Raw genomic sequence first — 16,115 nt, forward strand, 5'->3', positions numbered from 1 at the left:
GGTCAGCGACCGACCGGGGTCGGCACGTCGACCGAGACGTCGAGACCGAGGTCGAGCGCCCGGACGCTGTGGGTCAGGGCCCCCACCGAGATGAGGTCGACGCCCGAGCGGGCGATCTCCGCGACGGTGGCGAGCGACACGCCGCCGCTCGCCTCGACGAGAGCCCGGCCCGCGACCAGCGCGACGCCGGCCATCAGGTCGTCGGGGGCGAAGTTGTCGAGCATGATCGTGTCGACGCCCGCCGCGAGGACCGCCTCGATCTGATCGAGCCGGTCCACCTCCACCTCGACGTGCGTCGTGTGCGAGAGCCGCGCCTTCATGGCCAGCAGCGCCTCGGTCACGGTGAGGCCCTGGGCGAGCAGGATCGCGAGGTGGTTGTCCTTCACGAGGACGGCGTCCGAGAGCGAGAAGCGGTGGTTCCGGCCGCCACCGGCGAGGACCGCGTCGCGCTCCAGGGCGCGGAGGCCGGGCGTGGTCTTGCGGGTGTCGACGATCCGGGCGCGGGTCCCCTCCGTGAGAGCCACGTACTCGGCGGTCAGCGTCGCGATCCCCGAGAGCCGCTGCACGAGGTTGAGCGCGATCCGCTCCGCCCGCAGGATGCTCCGGGCCGAGCCCCGCAGGCGGAACAGCTCGTCGCCCGGCGCGAAGCGCTCCCCGTCGTGGGCGAGCACGTCGACCCCGATTCCGGGATCGACCTCCCGGGCCGTGGCGAGCAGCACGCGGGTACCGCTGAGGACACCGCTCTCGCGCGCCACGACCGACGCGGTCGCCGTCGCCTCCACGGGGATCAGCGCCTCGCTCGTCACGTCGCCCCAGGGGGCGTCCTCGCGGAGGGCGCGGCGGACGACCTCGGTGATCGCGTCGTCAGTGAGCATGCTGGGGAACCTCTCGAGCCCACTCGAGCGAGTGCGCGTGGTCGTCGGACGGGTGGGGGAAATCGCTCCGGAAGTGCGCGCCACGGGACTCCTCGCGGGCGAGCGCCGCGCGGACGACGAGGCGGCCCACGTCGAGGAGGTTGGCCGTCTCGAGGGCGCCGCGGGTGGCGGCAGCGGAGCCCGTGTCGGATGCCTCGTCGGCAACGCAGGAGATCCGCGCGTCGACCGACGCCCTGGCCAGCACCTCCTGCGCCTGCCGCAGCGGATCGCCTGATCTCTCGACGCCGGCCGACTCCCAGAGGAGCCGCTGCAGCCCGTCGCGCGACAGGACCGCCCCGCTCGAGGCATCTCGCGGCACGACGGCACCACCCGACACGCCCTGTGGCGCGTCCACGGAGATCGCCTCGACGGCGCGCCACCCGAAGACGGCCGCCTCGAGCAGCGAGTTGGAGGCCAGCCGGTTCGCGCCGTGCACCCCGGTCGACGCGACCTCTCCGACGGCATAGAGCCCGTCGAGGCTCGACCGCCCGAAGAGGTCGGTGGAGACGCCGCCCATGAAGTAGTGCGCCGCCGGCGTGACCGGGATCGGCTCGCGGGTCCAGTCGAGGCCCGCCGCCCGCGTGGCCGCGGTGATCGTGGGGAACCGCGACACCAGACGGTCGGCGCCGATCCCGGTCGCATCGAGCAGCGCAGGATGCCCGGCCTGCCCCCGCATCATCGCGGCGATCCCGCGCGCCACGACGTCGCGCGGAGCGAGTTCCGCGCGCCGGTCCACGCCCGCCATGAACCGTCGCCCGCCGGCGTCGAGGAGCACCGCGCCCTCGCCCCGCACCGCCTCCGAGACCAGGAAGCTCCCGGGCAGCGCGAGGGCCGTCGGGTGGAACTGGTAGAACTCCACGTCGTCGACCCGTGCGCCCGCCCGCCAGGCGGCGGCCAGGCCGTCGCCGGTCGCGCCGGCGGGGTTGGTCGTGTGCGCGTAGAGCTGACCCGCGCCCCCCGTCGCCAGGACGACCGCGTCGGCCTCCACCTCGCGGCGGATGCCGTCGAGCAGGAGCTCCACGCCCGTCACGCGGGGCACGCGCCCCTCGACGACGAGGAGGTCGGCGACGAAGGCGTGCTCGAGGACCGTGACCCGCGACTCCCGGAGCCGCTCGATCAGGGCGCTGACGATCGCGAGTCCGGTGGCGTCGCCGCCCGCGTGCAGCACGCGCGCCCGACCGTGCGCGGCCTCGAGGCCGCGAGCCCAGTCGTCGCCGTCGCGGTCGAAGGCGACGCCCCAGCGGACGAGGTCGGCGATGCGATCGGGACCCTCCGTGCAGAGGACGTCGACGGCCTCGGCCGCCGAGAGTCCGGCGCCGGCCGACAGCGTGTCGGCGGCGTGCAGAGCCGGTGCGTCGTCGCTGAACACGGCCGCGGCGATGCCGCCCTGCGCCCAGCGCGAGTTGCTGTCGTCGAGACCGCCCTTGGCCACGAGGGTGACGTCGTGGCCGAGAGCCTCGGCCCGGAGCGCCGTCGTGAGGCCGGCCAGGCCGGATCCGGCGACGAGGATGCGCGTCACGGGGGCCTCAGACCGAGACCACGTGGCCGGGCTTCGCCGCGAGCATGCGCTCCAGCGCTACCCGGGCGGGCTCGGCGACGTCGCCGGCGACGGTGATCCGGTTGAGGACCTCGGAGGGTCGGTCGGCCGTGCCGACGAGAGCCTCGAGGGCCCAGGCGATGTAGCCGGGGTGGATGCGGTACATCGTCGAGCAGGGGCACACGACCGAGTCGAGGCAGAAGATCGTGTGCTGCGGATACTGCTGCGCGAGCCGCTGCACGAGGTTGATCTCGGTCCCGATGGCGAAGGTGGACCCCGCGGGCGCCGCCTCGATCGCCTTCACGATGAAGTCGGTCGAGCCGTAGGAGTCGGCCGCGTCGACGACGGGCAGGGGGCACTCGGGGTGGACGACGACGTGCACGCCGGGGTGCTCGCGCCGCGCGGCCTCGATCTGCGCGACCGTGAAGCGCTTGTGCACCGAGCAGAAGCCGTGCCAGAGGATCACGCGCGCGTCGTCGAGCTCCTCGGGCGTGGAGCCGCCGAGGGGCCGGCGGGGGTTCCAGAGCGGCATCCGGTCGAGGGGCACGCCCATCGCCTTGGCAGTGTTGCGGCCGAGGTGCTGATCCGGGAAGAAGAGCACGCGGCGCCCGCGCTCGAACGCCCAGGCGAGGACGGTCTCGGCGTTGGACGAGGTGCAGACGATGCCGCCGTGACGACCGCAGAAGCCCTTGAGCGCGGCGGAGGAGTTCATGTAGGTGACCGGGATCACCGGGACCCGGCCGTCGGCATCCTGCGCCTCGAGATCTCCGTAGAGACCCTCGAGCTGCTCCCACGCGGCCTCGACGCTGTCGATGTCGGCCATGTCGGCCATCGAGCAGCCCGCGGCGAGATTCGGCAGGATGACGGCCTGCTCCGGCGTCGAGAGCAGGTCGGCCGTCTCCGCCATGAAGTGCACGCCGCAGAAGACGATCGCCTCGGCCTCGGGCGACGCCTTCGCCTTGACGGCGAGCTGGAACGAGTCGCCCACGTAGTCGGCGTACTGCACGACCTCGTCGCGCTGGTAGAAGTGCCCGAGCATCAGCACGCGGTCGCCCAGGACGGCCTTGGCCCGCAGGATGCGCTCGTGCAGCTCGTCGGCGGACGCCTCGCGGTACGTCGCAGGGATCTCACCTTGGAGCGGCGACCCGGCGGGGACGACGTCGAACATCGACGAGCCGGGGCCGTAGGACGGGACGCCGGTGTCGAAGGCCCAGGGCTCCTCGCGGAGATCGGTCGTGCACACCTCCCCGGGCGCCTCGCCGTTCGTGATGCGACGGATGGTGGTGTCGACGGAGGTCATGCGAGCCGTTCTGCTGAAGTCGAGGTGGGGAGGGCGAGGAACGTCTCCGACGCGAGGGGGCTCGGGTCGGCGAGATCGCGCCGGGTGTCGTAGCGGTAGAGGCGCGGCGGCCGATGCGGTGTCCCGGTGAGGAACTCGCCCGTCGGCACGACGGCATCGGAGGCCTCCACCGTGCGCCGGAAGTTCGCCGGGTCGAGCTCCCGCGAGAGCACGGCCTCGTAGACCTCGCGGAGCTGCGTCAGCGTGAAGGTCTCGCCGATGAAGGCGTGGGCGATGCGGCTGTACTCCATCTTCGTGCGGAGCCGCCAGAGCGCGTACTCGACGATGGCCGCGTGGTCGAAGGCGAGGGCCGGGAGGTGGTCGGCGTCGAACCAGCAGACGTTCGGGTCGCCGGTGACGAGGCCCGCTGCGGGGGACGCGGCTCCTGCGGTCGGTCGCGCCACCAGCGCCCAGTAGACGATCGAGACGACGCGCTCGGCCAGGGAGCGGCCCCGCGCCCCGAACGCGTAGAGCTGCTCGAGGTAGGTCGGCGAGAGGGCCGTCGTCGCGAAGAGGTGGCGTCGGGCGGCGTCGGAGAGGTCTTCGTCGAGGCCGAGGGGGCCGCCCGGCAGCGCCCACAGACCGAGGTAGGGCTCCCGGATCCGGCGGACCAGGGGGATGTGCAGCGCGGTGCGCCCGGTCGTGTCGGAGGGCATCAGCGAGAAGATCACCGTGGAGACGGCGAGCGCAGGAGACGCGGTCTCGTCGGGTGCGCGATCGGGGGGAGCCATGGGCCGGCTTTCTCGGAGGTTAAGGTCGAGTTGACTCTAACCGAAAAAGTCATGGTGACAAGAACAAAAGCTTTAACTCGCAGCCGCCGCTGTTAGCGTCGCCTCCTAAGGCGCCCCACCCCTCGTCCCGCGGAGAGAAGTCAGCATGTACACCGTCCCCGACCAGACCGGCCGTCGCTTCGTCGTCACCGGCTCCAACAGCGGCACCGGCCGTGAGTTCGCGAAGCGCGTCGCGGCGGCGGGCGGCGAGGTCGTCCTCGCCGTCCGGACCCCCGAGAAGGGCGAGGAGGCGAAGCGCGAGATCCTCGACGCGAGCCCGGAGGCGCGGGTCGAGGTGCGGCGGATCGACCTGGCCGACCTGGCGTCCGTGCGGGAGTTCGCCGAGGGCATCCGGCGCGACGACCGCCCGCTCGACGTGCTCGTCAACAACGCCGGCGTCATGGCCCCGCCCAAGCGGATGACCACGAAGGACGGCTTCGAACTGCAGTTCGGCGGCAACCACCTCGGCCACTTCGCCCTGACCGAGCTGCTGCTGCCGGTGCTCCTCCGGGCCGAGGAGCCGGTCGTCGCAACGATGTCGAGCGCCGTGGCCAGCGTCGGCCGGATCCACTTCGCCGACCTCCAGCGGCGGCGCGGCTACGTCCCCATGCTCGCCTACGCGCAGTCGAAGCTGGCGAACCTGCTGATGTCGCAGCACCTCGCCCGCGTCGCCGCCGACCGCGGCTGGAACCTCACGAGCACCGCCGCCCACCCCGGCTTCACACGCACCAACCTGCAGTCGGCCGGCGCCAACCTCGGCCGGACGACGCCCCGGAAGGGCACGTTCTCCGAACCACGGCTCATCCCCACCCAGGACGTCAGCCAGGGCGCCGAACCGCTGCTCTACGCCGGGACGAGCCCCCGAGCCGTGTCGGGCGCCTACTACGGGCCGAGCGGGGCGCTCGCGCTCGTCGGTCCGGCGGAGACGGTCAGCCTGCCGAGGTCGGCCCACGGCGTCGACCTCGCGGCGTCGCTCTGGGCCGTCTCGGAGGCACTGACGGGCACGCGCCTCCCGGAGTGACGCCGCCCGCGCGCGCCGCTAGGGTCGTGTCATGTCCCTGTCGCTCCGCGTGACGCGGGAGCTCCTCCGCCTGCGCCCCTCCTCGACCCGCTCGGTCGACTCCCTCCGGAAGGCGATCCGGTCGCGGGGCGACGCCGCCCCCATCCCGCGAGCGCTCCACCGGGTCGCCCGGGTGCGCGAGACGCTCGTCAACGAGCAGAGGGTCGTCCACCTCGAGCCCCTCTCCGGCGCGGCGGGCTCGCACCTCATCTACACGCACGGGGGCTGCTACACGTTCCCCCTCCTCGGCGCGCACTGGGGCCTGCTCGCCTCGCTCGTCGCCCGGGCCGGCGTGAGCGTCACGGTGCCGCTCTACGGCCTCGCCCCGGAGCACACCGTCGACGAGGCGTACGAGCTCCTCGACCGGGTCTACCGCGAGGCCATCGTGGCGCACGGCGGGCCCGTGTTCCTCGGCGGCGACTCGGCGGGCGGTGGCCTCGCGCTGGGCCAGGCGCAGCGCTACCGCGACGCCGGCAAGGTGGCGCCCGCGGGCATCCTGCTGATCTCGCCCTGGGTGGACGCGACGATGGCCAACCCCGACATCGGCCCCCTGGAACGCCGCGACCGGATGCTGGGGCGGGCCGGGCTCGTGGAGGCGGGACGCCTCTGGGCCGGCCCCCGCGACACCCGCGACCCGCTCGTCAGCCCGCTGCTCGGCGACCTCTCGGGGCTGCCACCCGTGCACGTGTACCAGGGCGACCACGACCTCTTCCTCGCCGACGCCAAGCGGCTGGCCCGCGGGATCCACGACGCCGGAGGCCAGGTCGAGCTGCGGATCACGCGCGGCGGCTTCCACGACTTCCCCGCCGCACCGTGGCTGCCCGAGGCGCGCCGGGCCGTCGGGCGCATGGCGGAGGTGCTGCAGGGCTGACGGGGCTGCGCGGCTGACGGGGCTGCGCGGGGCGCTGCTGCCGGGCTGACGGCGTTGCGCGGGGCGCTGCGGGCCGACCGCGTGGCGCGGGCCTCCGTCAGCGAAGCGTCGCGGCGTAGGTGATGCCGACGGTCGAGTCGGGCAGCCAGACGACGCTCCCGGATCCCGCCGCCTCGCTCCAGTAGAGATTGAGACCCGTCGCGGGGAAGTAGCGCCCGGCGACGCAGTGCGCCGAGAACGCCTTGGTCGGCGTCACGACGGCGATACAGTCTTGCCCGGACGCGCTGCGGGCGTAGTAGACGGCGAGGCCGCTGGGGAGCGGCTCGGTGCCGTAGTTGCGGACCTGGCGGAAGGTGTCGGGGTCGAGATACGCCGGGATCGGGACCTCCGGGCGGTCGAACCGGCCCTGCGGCACCGAGAATTCAGGAGGATCGACGAACGTGACCCCGGCCAGGCCCCTGCCGGCGTCGGTGCTCGACGAGACGCCTGAGTTGCCGGCGGACGCGGTGCCCCCGGGGGCGCCCGAGTCGCCGGGCGGGACGACGCCCGCCGCCACCCAGCCGAGGGCGGCACCGACCACGAGCACCACGACCCCGAGGGCGGCCACGGTCGTGCGGCGGAGGGGCGCGCGGCGCGGCGCGGCGGCGCCGGGCGCGGCGGCGCCGGTGGCGGTGGCGGTGGCAGTGGGGGTGGGGGCGGGGGCGGCGGCCGCATCGTCCGCGGGTGCGACGTCGGCCGCAGCGGCCAGGGCGAGCGCCGCCGCCACGTCGCGGTCGTCCCGTGCGAGGTCCGCGTCGAGGCGGGCGAGATCGGCGGCCGCTGCGGCGGCGGCGCCGGCAGGGGCCTCGCGGGAGAACGCCGCCGCGAGGAGCGCCGGGCGCGCGCCCCGGGGTGCGTCGGCTCCGGACGGGCCGCGCCGGTCGGGGGACCCCGACCAGAACAGCGCGTCAGCCGGGTCGTGACGGCCGGCGTACGCGCGACGGAACGCGGCAGCGAACCGTGCATCCTGCCGGTACCGCTCGTAGGCCGCGTCGCCCATGACCACCTCCGACCTCAGCCTACGATCCCGCGCCGCTAGGGTGGTGGGGTGCCTCGCCTCGCCGTTCTCGGCTCCCCCATCGAGCACTCCCTCTCGCCGGTGCTGCAGAACACCGCCTTCCGCCTCCTCGGCGTGCCGTTCGAGTACGGCCGGGTCGAGGTCCGCGCCGGTGGGCTGCCCGATTTCCTCCGCTCCCTCGGCGACGACTGGGTCGGCCTCAGTCTCACCATGCCGCTGAAGCGCGAGGTGATCCCCCTGCTCGACGAGGCGTCGCCGCTCGTGACGAGTCTCGGGGTCGCCAACACGGTCGTGATCGCAGGAGCCACGGGCCCGGCCTCCCCCCGCCACCTCACCGGGTTCAACACCGACGTCGACGGCATCACCCGCGCCGTGCTCGCGCGGAGCGACGTCCGCCACCGCGAGGCGACGATCGTCGGCGGGGGTGCGACGGCCGTCTCGGCCCTCGCCGCCGCCCGCGAGCTCGGCGTCGAGCACGTCACGGTCCACCTCCGCGACCCGTCCAAGGCCGGCTCCCTCGCGGCTCTGGCCGAGCGACTCGGGGTGGTGCTCGCCACGGCGCCGCTCTCCGACCTGGGCGGGAGCGGGCCCGTCGGCTTCGTGCTGTCGACGCTCCCGGGCGGGGCGGAGGTCCCCGCCGTGCATCCTGCGGGCCCCGACTCGGTGCTGCTCGACGTGGCCTACGACCCCTGGCCGAGCCCCCTCGCGCGAGCCTGGGAAGAGCGCGGCGGCATCGCCGTCAGCGGCCTCGACATGCTCGTGGAGCAGGCCATCGGGCAGGTCCGGCTCTTCACCGGGCGCGCGCAGGATGCCCCGCTCCCCGACGAAGACCCCCTCCGCGTCGCCCTGCGCGAGGCCGTGGGCCTGCCGGGGCGGGTGTGACGGGCATCCTGCCCGCGGCCCTCGGCTAAGGTCGGTTCCGTGACTTCCCCGCTCGCGTCCGTGCGCCTCCGCGGCACCGAGCTCGGCCCCGGTCGCCCCCGGATCTGCGTGCCTCTCGTGGCCTCGACGCCCGACGCGCTGCGCGACGCCGTGGCCGCCCTGCCGACGGGCGACGTCGACCTCGTCGAACTGCGGGCCGACCACCTCGACTGCTTCACCGACGACCGGGGAGTCGACGACGAGGTTCTAGAGGCCGTCCTCCGGGCCGTGGAGACCGTCCGGTCCACGCTCGACGAGGGTGTGCCGCTCCTGTTCACGTTCCGCTCGGCACCCGAGGGCGGGCAGCGCGACATCGAGGCGGGCGACTACGAGCTCCTGCTGGCCTCCGCCTGCGCCTCCGGGCGGATCGACGCGGTCGACATCGAGATGTTCACCGAGCTGGCGCAGCTCGAACGGATCGTCAACTCCGCGCACTCGCAGGGCGTCGCCGTGGTGATGTCGTCGCACGACTTCGAGCGGACCCCCACCCGCGAGCAGATCGTGGCGCGGCTTCGACTCCAGCAGGATCTCGGGGCCGACGTCGTCAAGATCGCCGTCATGCCCCGGAGCGCCGCCGACGTGCTGACGCTGCTGGCCGCCACCGAGGAGTACGCGCGCGTCCCAGGCGCCCGGCCCGCCGTGACGATGGCGATGGGCGCGCTGGGCGTGACGAGCCGGCTGACCGGGGAGACGTTCGGATCCTGCCTGACCTTCGGATCGTCCGGAGCCGCCAGCGCACCCGGGCAGGTCGAGGTGGGCGAGCTGCGGATCGTGCTCGACCTGATCCACGCGGCGCAGACGGGCTGATGGCGCGGGGTCTTCGTCGCTGCGGCTTTGCGGTCGTCGGCCTTGCTGTGCCGCGGCGTTCGTGCAAGTATCTACGCATGCGCGAAGATACGAAGACGCTCGATCTCGACGACACCGACGAGATGTCCGTCGAGCTGGCCGTCGAGGTCTTCTCGATGCTCGCCGACGCGACGCGCGTGCGCCTCGTCATGGCTCTGGGCGACGGGGAGTCGTCGGTGAACGACCTCGCGCTCCGCGTCGCCAAGTCGCCCACGGCCGTCTCGCAGCACCTCGCCAAGCTCCGCATGGCGCGCATGGTGTCGACCCGGCAGCACGGCAACCGCGTCTTCTACCGGCTCGTCAACGACCACGCGTCGAAACTCGTGCAGGATGCGATCCACCAGGCCGAGCACAGCGTCGGCGGCGCGATCCGGCACCACCACGAGGAGTCCTGATGGCCCACGACCACGCGCCCGAGGGCGGCTCGCGCACGCGGCTGGCCATCGCTCTGGGGATCACGTCGCTCATCCTGATCGCCGAGGTGATCGGAGCCGTCGTCACCGACAGCCTCGCCCTCCTCGTCGACGCCGGCCACATGCTGACCGACGCCGGCGGGCTCACCGCGGCGCTCGTGGCGGCCTCCCTGATGACCCGACCCGCCACCGCCTCCCGCACCTGGGGCTACCGCCGAGCCGAGGTGCTGGCCGCGCTCGGACAGGCGACCGTGCTCCTCGCCGTCGGGATCTACGCGTTCGTCGAAGGTGTCCAGCGGCTCTTCGAACCCCCGGCCGTGGCCTCCGGCTCGCTGCTCGTCTTCGGCATCATCGGCCTCGTGGGGAACATCGCGTCGATCGCGGTCCTGACCACCCACCGGTCGGCGAACCTGAACATGCGGGCGGCGTTCCTCGAGGTCGTCAACGACGCGCTCGGATCGGTCGCCGTGATCGTCGCCGCCGTGGTCATCGCCCTCACAGGGTGGCTGCAGGCGGACGCCGTCGTCGGCATGCTCATCGCCGTCCTGATCGTGCCGCGGACCGTCGCGCTCCTCCGGGAGACGACCAGCGTCCTCCTCGAGTCCACGCCGAAGGGCCTCGACCTCGACAGCGTGCGCGTGCACCTGCTGGAACTCCCGCACGTGCGCGGCGTGCACGACCTCCACGCGTCGCAGATCGCGACCGGCCTGCCCATCATCTCGGCGCACGTCGTCGTCACGCAGGGGTGCTTCGAGGACGGGCACGCGCCGCGGATCCTGGACGACCTCCAGGCGTGCGTCGCGTCACACTTCTCGGTGGCGCTCGAGCACTCGACGTTCCAGCTGGAGCCGGAGACGCACGCCGCGCACGAGCACGCGGGGCACGTGTAGCGGGGCGCTTGGCGCGCGCTGCGGGGCGCGCGCAGCGGGGCGCGCGCAGCGGGGCGCTTGGCGCGCGCAGCGGGGCGGGCGCAGCGGGGCGCGCGGGCGTGCCCTCCCTGCTCCGGCTCCCGCTCCCGCACCCCTTCCCGCTCCTGGCACCCCGCCCCCTCCCGCTCCTGCTCCCGCTCCCGCTCCTGCCACCCCGCCTCCCCTCCTGCTCCTGCTCCCGCTCCTGCACCTGCTCCCGCTCCCGCTCCTGCCACCCCGTCTCCCCTCGGCAATTCAGGACATCGGCAGCACCACAGCCGCGCCGCCCCGACGGCGCGCTGCGTGCGACGCAGAACGCCTGAGTTGCCCGCGGGACAGAGCCGCACACGCCACTGGGCTCCGAACGAAGACCTCGCCCGCGATGAACAGTGGACGGCTCCCCCCGAGGGGAACGGTTTTGGCTGATGGAATTGTTTTCTGCCGCGCCCCCGCTGGCTTCTCAGGCGTTCTGCGACGATCAAGGCACCCCCGCAGACGCGACGGGCTCGGCGGGCAGCAGATGTCCTGAGTTGCCGAGGTGGGGCGGTGGTGTCGCCGGGCGGCGCCGCGGTGCAGGGCGATGCCGCGGCCCAGCGCGTCGCGAGGCGGTGCAGGGCGTCGCGAGGCGGTGCAGGGCGTCGCGAGGCGGCACAGGGCGGCGCAGGCCGCGTGAGCATCGGAGTCGCAGCAGCCGGGCTCGCAGGGCCTCCGGCCTGCGCGGCACCGGCCCGAGGCCGGGGAGACACCGATGCGACGCACCACGACTCCCCCACAGGCAACCCACCGGCGCGATTCGTCCACAGATCGCCACACGACCCTCCCGGGGCGGTCGCCATCGACCAGGCTCGATGCATGGCGACTATCGGGCAATGGGTGACAGAGGCGGGCGGTGTCCTGCACAAGCGAGACCTCGTGGCGCTCGGAGCGCGCGACCGCGACCTCACACGGGCGGTTCGCGAGCGCGAGGTGCAACGACCCAGGCGGGGGTGGTACGCCACGTTCGACCCGCGCGATCCACGATTCGTGGCGATCGCGGTCGGCGGCCGCCTGACGGGGCACTCGGCGCTCGCCGTCCTCGGCGGCTGGATCTGGTCGGCGCCCACGTCCATTCGCGTGTCGGTTCCGGGGAATGCCTCGCGGCTGCGGCGGCGGCCGGGTGCGACCGTCGTCTTCGACCGCGACGAGGTGTCGAACCGCGGTTCGCTCGCGATGGTCGATCCCCGCGACGCCCTGCTCAGGGCCGTCCTCGAGTCACCCTTCGAGGAGGCGGTCGCCCTGTGGGACTGGGCGCTGACAGGTGGGGCGTTCCGCGCGGTCGAGCTCGCCGAGGTCTACGAGATGCTCCCGCAGGATGCCCGGGGCATCGTCACCTGGGCCGACGAGAGGTCGCAGAGCATCCTGGAGAGCATCGCGCGAGTCCGGCTCCTGCAGCTGGGCCACGAGGTCACGAGTCAGGAGCCCGTGGGGCAGAATCAGTCGATCGACCTGGTGATCGACGGGCGTGTGGCCCTGGAGCTGGACGGGCGCGCGTTCCACGGGGAGTCGTTCGAGAGCGATCGGCAGAAGGACCTGACCATCGCGATCGATCGTCGATGGGTCTTCCGGGTGTCGTACGACATGGTGAGGCGGCACTGGCGCCGCGTGGTCACGGCCTTGCAGACGGCGCTCGGTCTTCACGTCGGGCGCGTGCGACGAGCCCGGGACAGACCCGTGCCAAGCGGCGTTCCGCGTCCCGTGACGACGAGCCGCTCCGCTCGGCTGTGGGTGTGCCGGGATCGGACGTCGCGGACGCGCCCGAGAACGTCAGAACGCCGTCGTGTCAGTGGGATCACCCGTGCGGTGTGACGACCGCGGGCGTCGCGGAGACGACTCGGAATCAGCGCGAGATGGGAGTCCACGCAGCGGCCGCGGAGCTCTCCAGAACGGCATCGATGATGTTGGCCGCGCGAAGACCGTCGGCGAAGGTCGGGAGCCCGTCGGGCGTCTCTCCCGCCACCGCGCGGTAGGTGTCCGCGAGGAAGGCGGCGAAAGCGTCGGGGTACCCCTGGGGATGACCCGAGGGCACGATATTCAGTCGCGCCTGATCCGCGGAGACGTCGCCCGCCCCGCGCGACAGGATCGTGGCGGAGTCCTCGCGGCCGAGCCAGACGGTCTCGGGGTTCTCCTGATCGAAGACGGCCGAGCCGCGGGAGCCGTCGATCTCGAGCCACAGGCGGTTCTTGCGGCCTGCCGACACCTGCGAGATGACGGTGTTGGCCGTCACGCCGGAGGCGGTCCGGAAGGTGGCCACGGCGGTGTCCTCGGTCGAGACCGAGATCGTCGGGGTGTCGCTGTCGGCGCCCGAGGCACCGAAAGAGGTGCCGGAGGGGGCCGGGCGCGTCGGATAGACGATCGACGTGGTCGCCGAGACCGACTCGAAACGCTCGCCCGACACGAACTCGGCGAGATCGCACCAGTGCGATCCGATGTCCGCGAACGCCCGCGACGGGCCGCCGGCCGCCGCGTCGACTCGCCAGCTCGAGGAGAAGGGGTCCAGCAGCCAGTCCTGGAGGTAAGAGCCGTGCACGAGCACCACGTCGCCGAATTCCCCGGCCAGGCGTCGGGCGCGCAGCTCTCGTACCAGCGGGTGATACCGGTACACGAACGGGACGGTGGCGACTACCCCGGCTCGATCGGCGGCGTCGACGAGCTCCCGCGCTTCAGCGGCGGAGACGGCCAGCGGCTTCTCGCAGACCACGTTCAGGCCGGCCTCCACGGCGGCGAGAGCGAAGCGGTGATGCGTCTCGTTGGGGGTGCAGATCTGCACGACGTCCGGTGCGTCGGCGACGAGCTCGTCGAAGGATCCGTACGCATGCTCGACACCCCACGCATCGGCGACGGCCTGAGACTTCGCGGCCGACGAGCCCAGAACTCCCACGACCTGAGCCCCGGCGTCGCGCGCAGCGCGGCGATGGACCGCTCCGATCATCCCCGTGCCGATGATCGCAACGCGGGGTTCGTGGTGGGTCATGACAATCCTTCGGGCCGGCGACACTGCTCTTCCCGATCTAACCAGACTTCTGACGACTGTCAATCAAAAGTACCCCGCGCCACGCCAGAAGTGATCCGGCTAGTGTCGGCCACGAACGAAGCGGACGAAGGAGTGCGACATGTCGATCACGGGTCTCGACGGGCTTGTCCAGGGAACCGCGGTGCTGGAGCGGCTCTCCGACATCTCCACCTGGGCCGAGGGCCCCGTGTGGCTTCCCGATCGGCGAGCGGTGCGCTGGAGCGACATCATCGGCAATCGGATCCTGGAGTGGTCATGGGACTCCGGCGAGACGACCGTTCACCGGTCCGACGTCGAGTTCACCAACGGCCGGATCCTCGACCGGGACGGCAGCGTGCTGCAGTGTTCGCACGGCCTTCGACGCGTGGAGCGGGAGCGCGATGGAGCGGTGTCCTCGGTCGTGGACACCTGGAACGGCGTCCGGTTCAATTCGCCGAACGACCTGGTGGTCGGGCCGGACGGCGCGATCTGGTTCACTGATCCCGACTACGGACTGACGCAGCCGGGCGAGGGGCACCCCGGCGACCTGGAGTACGACGACCACTACGTCTTCCGGTTCGATCCGGCGTCGGGAGATCTGCGACCGGTCGTCCTCGATGCGGGGCAGCCCAACGGGCTGGCGTTCTCGCCCGGAGGCGACGTCCTCTACGTGGCCGACTCCTCGGAGAATGCCGTCATCCGCGCCTACGACGTGACCCGGGGTCACCGCTGCAAGAACTTCCGGGTCTTCGTGAAGCCGGAACCGGGTGTCCCCGACGGCATCCGGGTCGACAAGCACTCGAACGTCTGGACGTCGAGCGACGCCGGCGTGATCGTCTACTCCGATCGCGGCGAAAGGCTCGGCGCGATCGACGTGCCCGAGCGGACGGCGAACCTCTGCTGGGGCGGCCCCGAGGGGCGCACCCTGTTCCTGACGGCGACCACCGGCCTGTACCGGATCGAGACCCTCACGAGAGACGCCCACCTCGCGCGGTGATCTCCGGCTCGGCCGGAGTCGGGCCTGAGACGACGGCGCGCCCGCTGCGAAGAGGCAGCGGGCGCGGAACGGCCGTCCGAAGACGACGCGTCGACTCACAGGTGTCAGAAGACGAGGAGTCCGTCGGTCTTGGTGGTGGCGGTGGTGTAGCGGGCCTGGACGTTCTCCCACGAGACGACGTTCCAGAACGCCTTCACGTAGTCGGCGCGCACGTTGCGGTAGTCGAGGTAGTAGGCGTGCTCCCACACGTCGAGCATCAGCAGCGGCACGATGCCCAGCGGCACGTTGCCCTGCTGGTCGAACAGCTGGAACACCAGCAGCTTCTTCCCGATGGTGTCGTACCCGAGGACGCTCCACCCCGATCCCTGCACGCCGAGCGCGGTCGCGGTGAAGTGCGACGTGAACTGATCGAACGACCCGAACTGGTCGTCGATGACCTGGGCGAGGTCGCCGGTGGGCTTGTCGCCACCGTCGGGCGACATGTTCGTCCAGAAGATCGAGTGGTTCACGTGACCGCCGAGGTTGAACGCGAGGTCCTTCTCCAGCTTGTTCACGTTCGCGAGGTTCCCGCTCTCGCGGGCCTCCGCGAGCTGCGCCACGGCCGTGTTCGCACCCGTGACGTATGTCTGGTGGTGCTTGGAGTGGTGCAGCTCCATGATCGTGCCCGAGATGCTCGGCGCCAGAGCCGAGTAGTCGTACGCGAGGTCGGGAAGGGTGTATTCAGCCACTTTTTGCCACTTTCTCTTGTTGTTTCTCTCAGCCTAGGAGCCCCCGTGCACGGGAGATCGAGGTTTCGCACAGGAAGCGATCGCGGAGCGACCGCCGACGTCCGAGGCACTCCTCCGTCATACCCTCCGTCGCCGCCTGATGGTGCACGGAGGCGGTCACCGTCGCCGACAGGGGTCCTGACAGCCGGCGGCGCTAGCGTGCTGGTGGGGCTCCCCTGGGGCGACCGAGCATCTCCGAACACGCGAGCATGTCCGAATACGCGAGCATCTCCGAACACGAAGGAAAGACACCATGTCCGTCGTCAAGATCAATGCCATCCATGTCCCCGAGGGCCGGGGGCCCGAGCTCGAGAAGCGATTCGCCGCGCGAAAGCACTCGGTCGACGGCTCGAAGGGCTTCGAGGGGTTCCAGCTCCTGCGACCTGTCAAGGGCGACGACCGGTACTTCGTCGTGACGACGTGGGACTCCGAGGAGAGCTTCGCCGAGTGGGCGGCGAACGGTGCGAAAGCGGCGCACGCGGCACCGGAGGGTGCCGCACCGACGGGCCACGGCGCGCCCGCCCACGCCGGTTCCGAGACCGCCAGCGGCGCGACGGGGCACGGCTCCGACGCACAGCACGGTGCGACCGGCTCCCCGCAGGGCCCCAAGCCCGTCGCGACGGGCGCCGACCTCCTCGAATTCGAGGTCGTCGAGCTCTAGCCGACCGAAGCGGCTTCGAGCCCTCG

At 72.3% G+C, this 16,115-nt stretch carries 16 protein-coding genes; 9 read left to right on the top strand and 7 right to left on the bottom strand.

Features of this window, described 5'->3' with window-relative positions; all coding sequences use genetic code 11:
• Positions 1 to 2: 2 nt before the first annotated feature.
• The 4 genes from nadC to AS850_RS11725 are packed head-to-tail and all read right to left on the bottom strand — an operon-like array spanning position 3 to position 4,521.
• Positions 3 to 875, bottom strand: coding sequence for a carboxylating nicotinate-nucleotide diphosphorylase (gene nadC, locus AS850_RS11710; protein WP_119869284.1), 873 nt, complete (start codon positions 873 to 875; stop codon positions 3 to 5).
• Positions 865 to 2,433 (bottom strand): L-aspartate oxidase, encoded by a 1,569-nt coding sequence (gene nadB, locus AS850_RS11715; protein ID WP_119869285.1) that lies wholly within the window; start codon positions 2,431 to 2,433, stop codon positions 865 to 867. Before nadB ends, nadC begins: the two co-directional genes overlap by 11 nt.
• A 7-nt stretch (positions 2,434 to 2,440) precedes the next feature.
• Positions 2,441 to 3,751 (bottom strand): quinolinate synthase NadA, encoded by a 1,311-nt coding sequence (nadA, locus tag AS850_RS11720; RefSeq protein ID WP_119869286.1) that lies wholly within the window; start codon positions 3,749 to 3,751, stop codon positions 2,441 to 2,443.
• A complete protein-coding gene (locus AS850_RS11725) occupies positions 3,748 to 4,521 on the bottom strand; it encodes an NUDIX hydrolase (protein ID WP_119869287.1) in 774 nt (257 codons plus the stop codon). Before AS850_RS11725 ends, nadA begins: the two co-directional genes overlap by 4 nt.
• A gap of 145 nt (positions 4,522 to 4,666) precedes the next feature.
• On the opposite strand from AS850_RS11725, the gene AS850_RS11730 reads away from it, so the two are divergent.
• Both AS850_RS11730 and AS850_RS11735 read left to right on the top strand, forming a co-directional pair.
• Complete coding sequence (locus AS850_RS11730; RefSeq protein WP_119869288.1) at positions 4,667 to 5,581, top strand: SDR family oxidoreductase; 915 nt, start codon at positions 4,667 to 4,669, stop codon at positions 5,579 to 5,581.
• A 31-nt stretch (positions 5,582 to 5,612) separates the two neighbouring features.
• On the top strand, positions 5,613 to 6,491 hold the full coding sequence (locus AS850_RS11735; protein WP_119869289.1) for an alpha/beta hydrolase: 879 nt from the start codon (positions 5,613 to 5,615) through the stop codon (positions 6,489 to 6,491).
• Between the two features lie 97 nt (positions 6,492 to 6,588).
• Here the strand turns inward: AS850_RS11735 and AS850_RS11740 are convergent, their stop codons facing one another.
• Complete coding sequence (locus AS850_RS11740; protein WP_119869290.1) at positions 6,589 to 7,530, bottom strand: hypothetical protein; 942 nt, start codon at positions 7,528 to 7,530, stop codon at positions 6,589 to 6,591.
• A gap of 48 nt (positions 7,531 to 7,578) precedes the next feature.
• Between AS850_RS11740 and AS850_RS11745 the strand changes: the two genes are divergently transcribed.
• The 5 genes from AS850_RS11745 (at position 7,579) to AS850_RS11765 (ending at position 12,481) form a co-directional block, all read left to right on the top strand.
• Positions 7,579 to 8,430, top strand: a complete 852-nt coding sequence (locus tag AS850_RS11745; protein ID WP_119869291.1) for a shikimate dehydrogenase family protein — start codon at positions 7,579 to 7,581, stop codon at positions 8,428 to 8,430.
• Between the two features lie 39 nt (positions 8,431 to 8,469).
• Positions 8,470 to 9,276 (top strand): type I 3-dehydroquinate dehydratase, encoded by an 807-nt coding sequence (aroD, locus tag AS850_RS11750; RefSeq protein ID WP_119869292.1) that lies wholly within the window; start codon positions 8,470 to 8,472, stop codon positions 9,274 to 9,276.
• A 77-nt stretch (positions 9,277 to 9,353) separates the two neighbouring features.
• On the top strand, positions 9,354 to 9,710 hold the full coding sequence (locus tag AS850_RS11755; protein ID WP_119869293.1) for an ArsR/SmtB family transcription factor: 357 nt from the start codon (positions 9,354 to 9,356) through the stop codon (positions 9,708 to 9,710).
• The gene (locus AS850_RS11760; RefSeq protein WP_119869294.1) at positions 9,710 to 10,618 is read left to right on the top strand and encodes a cation diffusion facilitator family transporter; all 909 of its coding nucleotides are present in this window, start codon (positions 9,710 to 9,712) and stop codon (positions 10,616 to 10,618) included. Before AS850_RS11755 ends, AS850_RS11760 begins: the two co-directional genes overlap by 1 nt.
• A gap of 891 nt (positions 10,619 to 11,509) precedes the next feature.
• Positions 11,510 to 12,481 carry a glycyl-tRNA synthetase gene (locus AS850_RS11765; protein WP_119869295.1) on the top strand — a complete coding sequence of 324 codons (972 nt, stop codon included), beginning with the start codon at positions 11,510 to 11,512 and terminating at the stop codon, positions 12,479 to 12,481.
• Between the two features lie 31 nt (positions 12,482 to 12,512).
• Here AS850_RS11765 and AS850_RS11770 read toward each other — a convergent pair whose 3' ends face one another.
• A complete protein-coding gene (locus AS850_RS11770) occupies positions 12,513 to 13,646 on the bottom strand; it encodes a Gfo/Idh/MocA family protein (RefSeq protein WP_119869296.1) in 1,134 nt (377 codons plus the stop codon).
• Positions 13,647 to 13,785: 139 nt separating this feature from the next.
• Here AS850_RS11770 and AS850_RS11775 point away from each other — a divergent pair, with 139 nt between their 5' ends.
• Positions 13,786 to 14,661: an SMP-30/gluconolactonase/LRE family protein gene (locus AS850_RS11775; protein ID WP_119869297.1), complete on the top strand. Its 876-nt coding sequence runs from the start codon at positions 13,786 to 13,788 to the stop codon at positions 14,659 to 14,661.
• 104 nt (positions 14,662 to 14,765) lie between these two features.
• On the opposite strand, the gene AS850_RS11780 is transcribed toward AS850_RS11775, so the two are convergent.
• On the bottom strand, positions 14,766 to 15,389 hold the full coding sequence (locus AS850_RS11780; RefSeq protein ID WP_119869298.1) for a superoxide dismutase: 624 nt from the start codon (positions 15,387 to 15,389) through the stop codon (positions 14,766 to 14,768).
• A 292-nt stretch (positions 15,390 to 15,681) separates the two neighbouring features.
• Here AS850_RS11780 and AS850_RS17065 point away from each other — a divergent pair, with 292 nt between their 5' ends.
• Positions 15,682 to 16,089, top strand: coding sequence for an antibiotic biosynthesis monooxygenase family protein (locus AS850_RS17065; protein ID WP_119869299.1), 408 nt, complete (start codon positions 15,682 to 15,684; stop codon positions 16,087 to 16,089).
• The last annotated feature ends 26 nt before the right edge of the window (positions 16,090 to 16,115 follow it).

This window comes from Frondihabitans sp. 762G35, from assembly GCF_002074055.1.
Lineage (GTDB): Bacteria > Actinomycetota > Actinomycetes > Actinomycetales > Microbacteriaceae > Frondihabitans.

Excerpts from the sequence above, each read along its gene's own strand:
- nadC (WP_119869284.1), bottom strand. The coding sequence starts at position 875 with ATGCTCACTGACGACGCGATCACCGAGGTCGTCCGCCGCGCCCTCCGC.
- nadA (WP_119869286.1), bottom strand. The coding sequence starts at position 3,751 with ATGACCTCCGTCGACACCACCATCCGTCGCATCACGAACGGCGAGGCG.
- AS850_RS11725 (WP_119869287.1), bottom strand. The coding sequence starts at position 4,521 with ATGGCTCCCCCCGATCGCGCACCCGACGAGACCGCGTCTCCTGCGCTC.
- AS850_RS11730 (WP_119869288.1), top strand. The coding sequence starts at position 4,667 with ATGTACACCGTCCCCGACCAGACCGGCCGTCGCTTCGTCGTCACCGGC.
- AS850_RS11735 (WP_119869289.1), top strand. The coding sequence starts at position 5,613 with ATGTCCCTGTCGCTCCGCGTGACGCGGGAGCTCCTCCGCCTGCGCCCC.
- AS850_RS11740 (WP_119869290.1), bottom strand. The coding sequence starts at position 7,530 with ATGGGCGACGCGGCCTACGAGCGGTACCGGCAGGATGCACGGTTCGCT.
- AS850_RS11755 (WP_119869293.1), top strand. The coding sequence starts at position 9,354 with ATGCGCGAAGATACGAAGACGCTCGATCTCGACGACACCGACGAGATG.
- AS850_RS11760 (WP_119869294.1), top strand. The coding sequence starts at position 9,710 with ATGGCCCACGACCACGCGCCCGAGGGCGGCTCGCGCACGCGGCTGGCC.
- AS850_RS11770 (WP_119869296.1), bottom strand. The coding sequence starts at position 13,646 with ATGACCCACCACGAACCCCGCGTTGCGATCATCGGCACGGGGATGATC.
- AS850_RS11775 (WP_119869297.1), top strand. The coding sequence starts at position 13,786 with ATGTCGATCACGGGTCTCGACGGGCTTGTCCAGGGAACCGCGGTGCTG.
- AS850_RS17065 (WP_119869299.1), top strand. The coding sequence starts at position 15,682 with ATGTCCGTCGTCAAGATCAATGCCATCCATGTCCCCGAGGGCCGGGGG.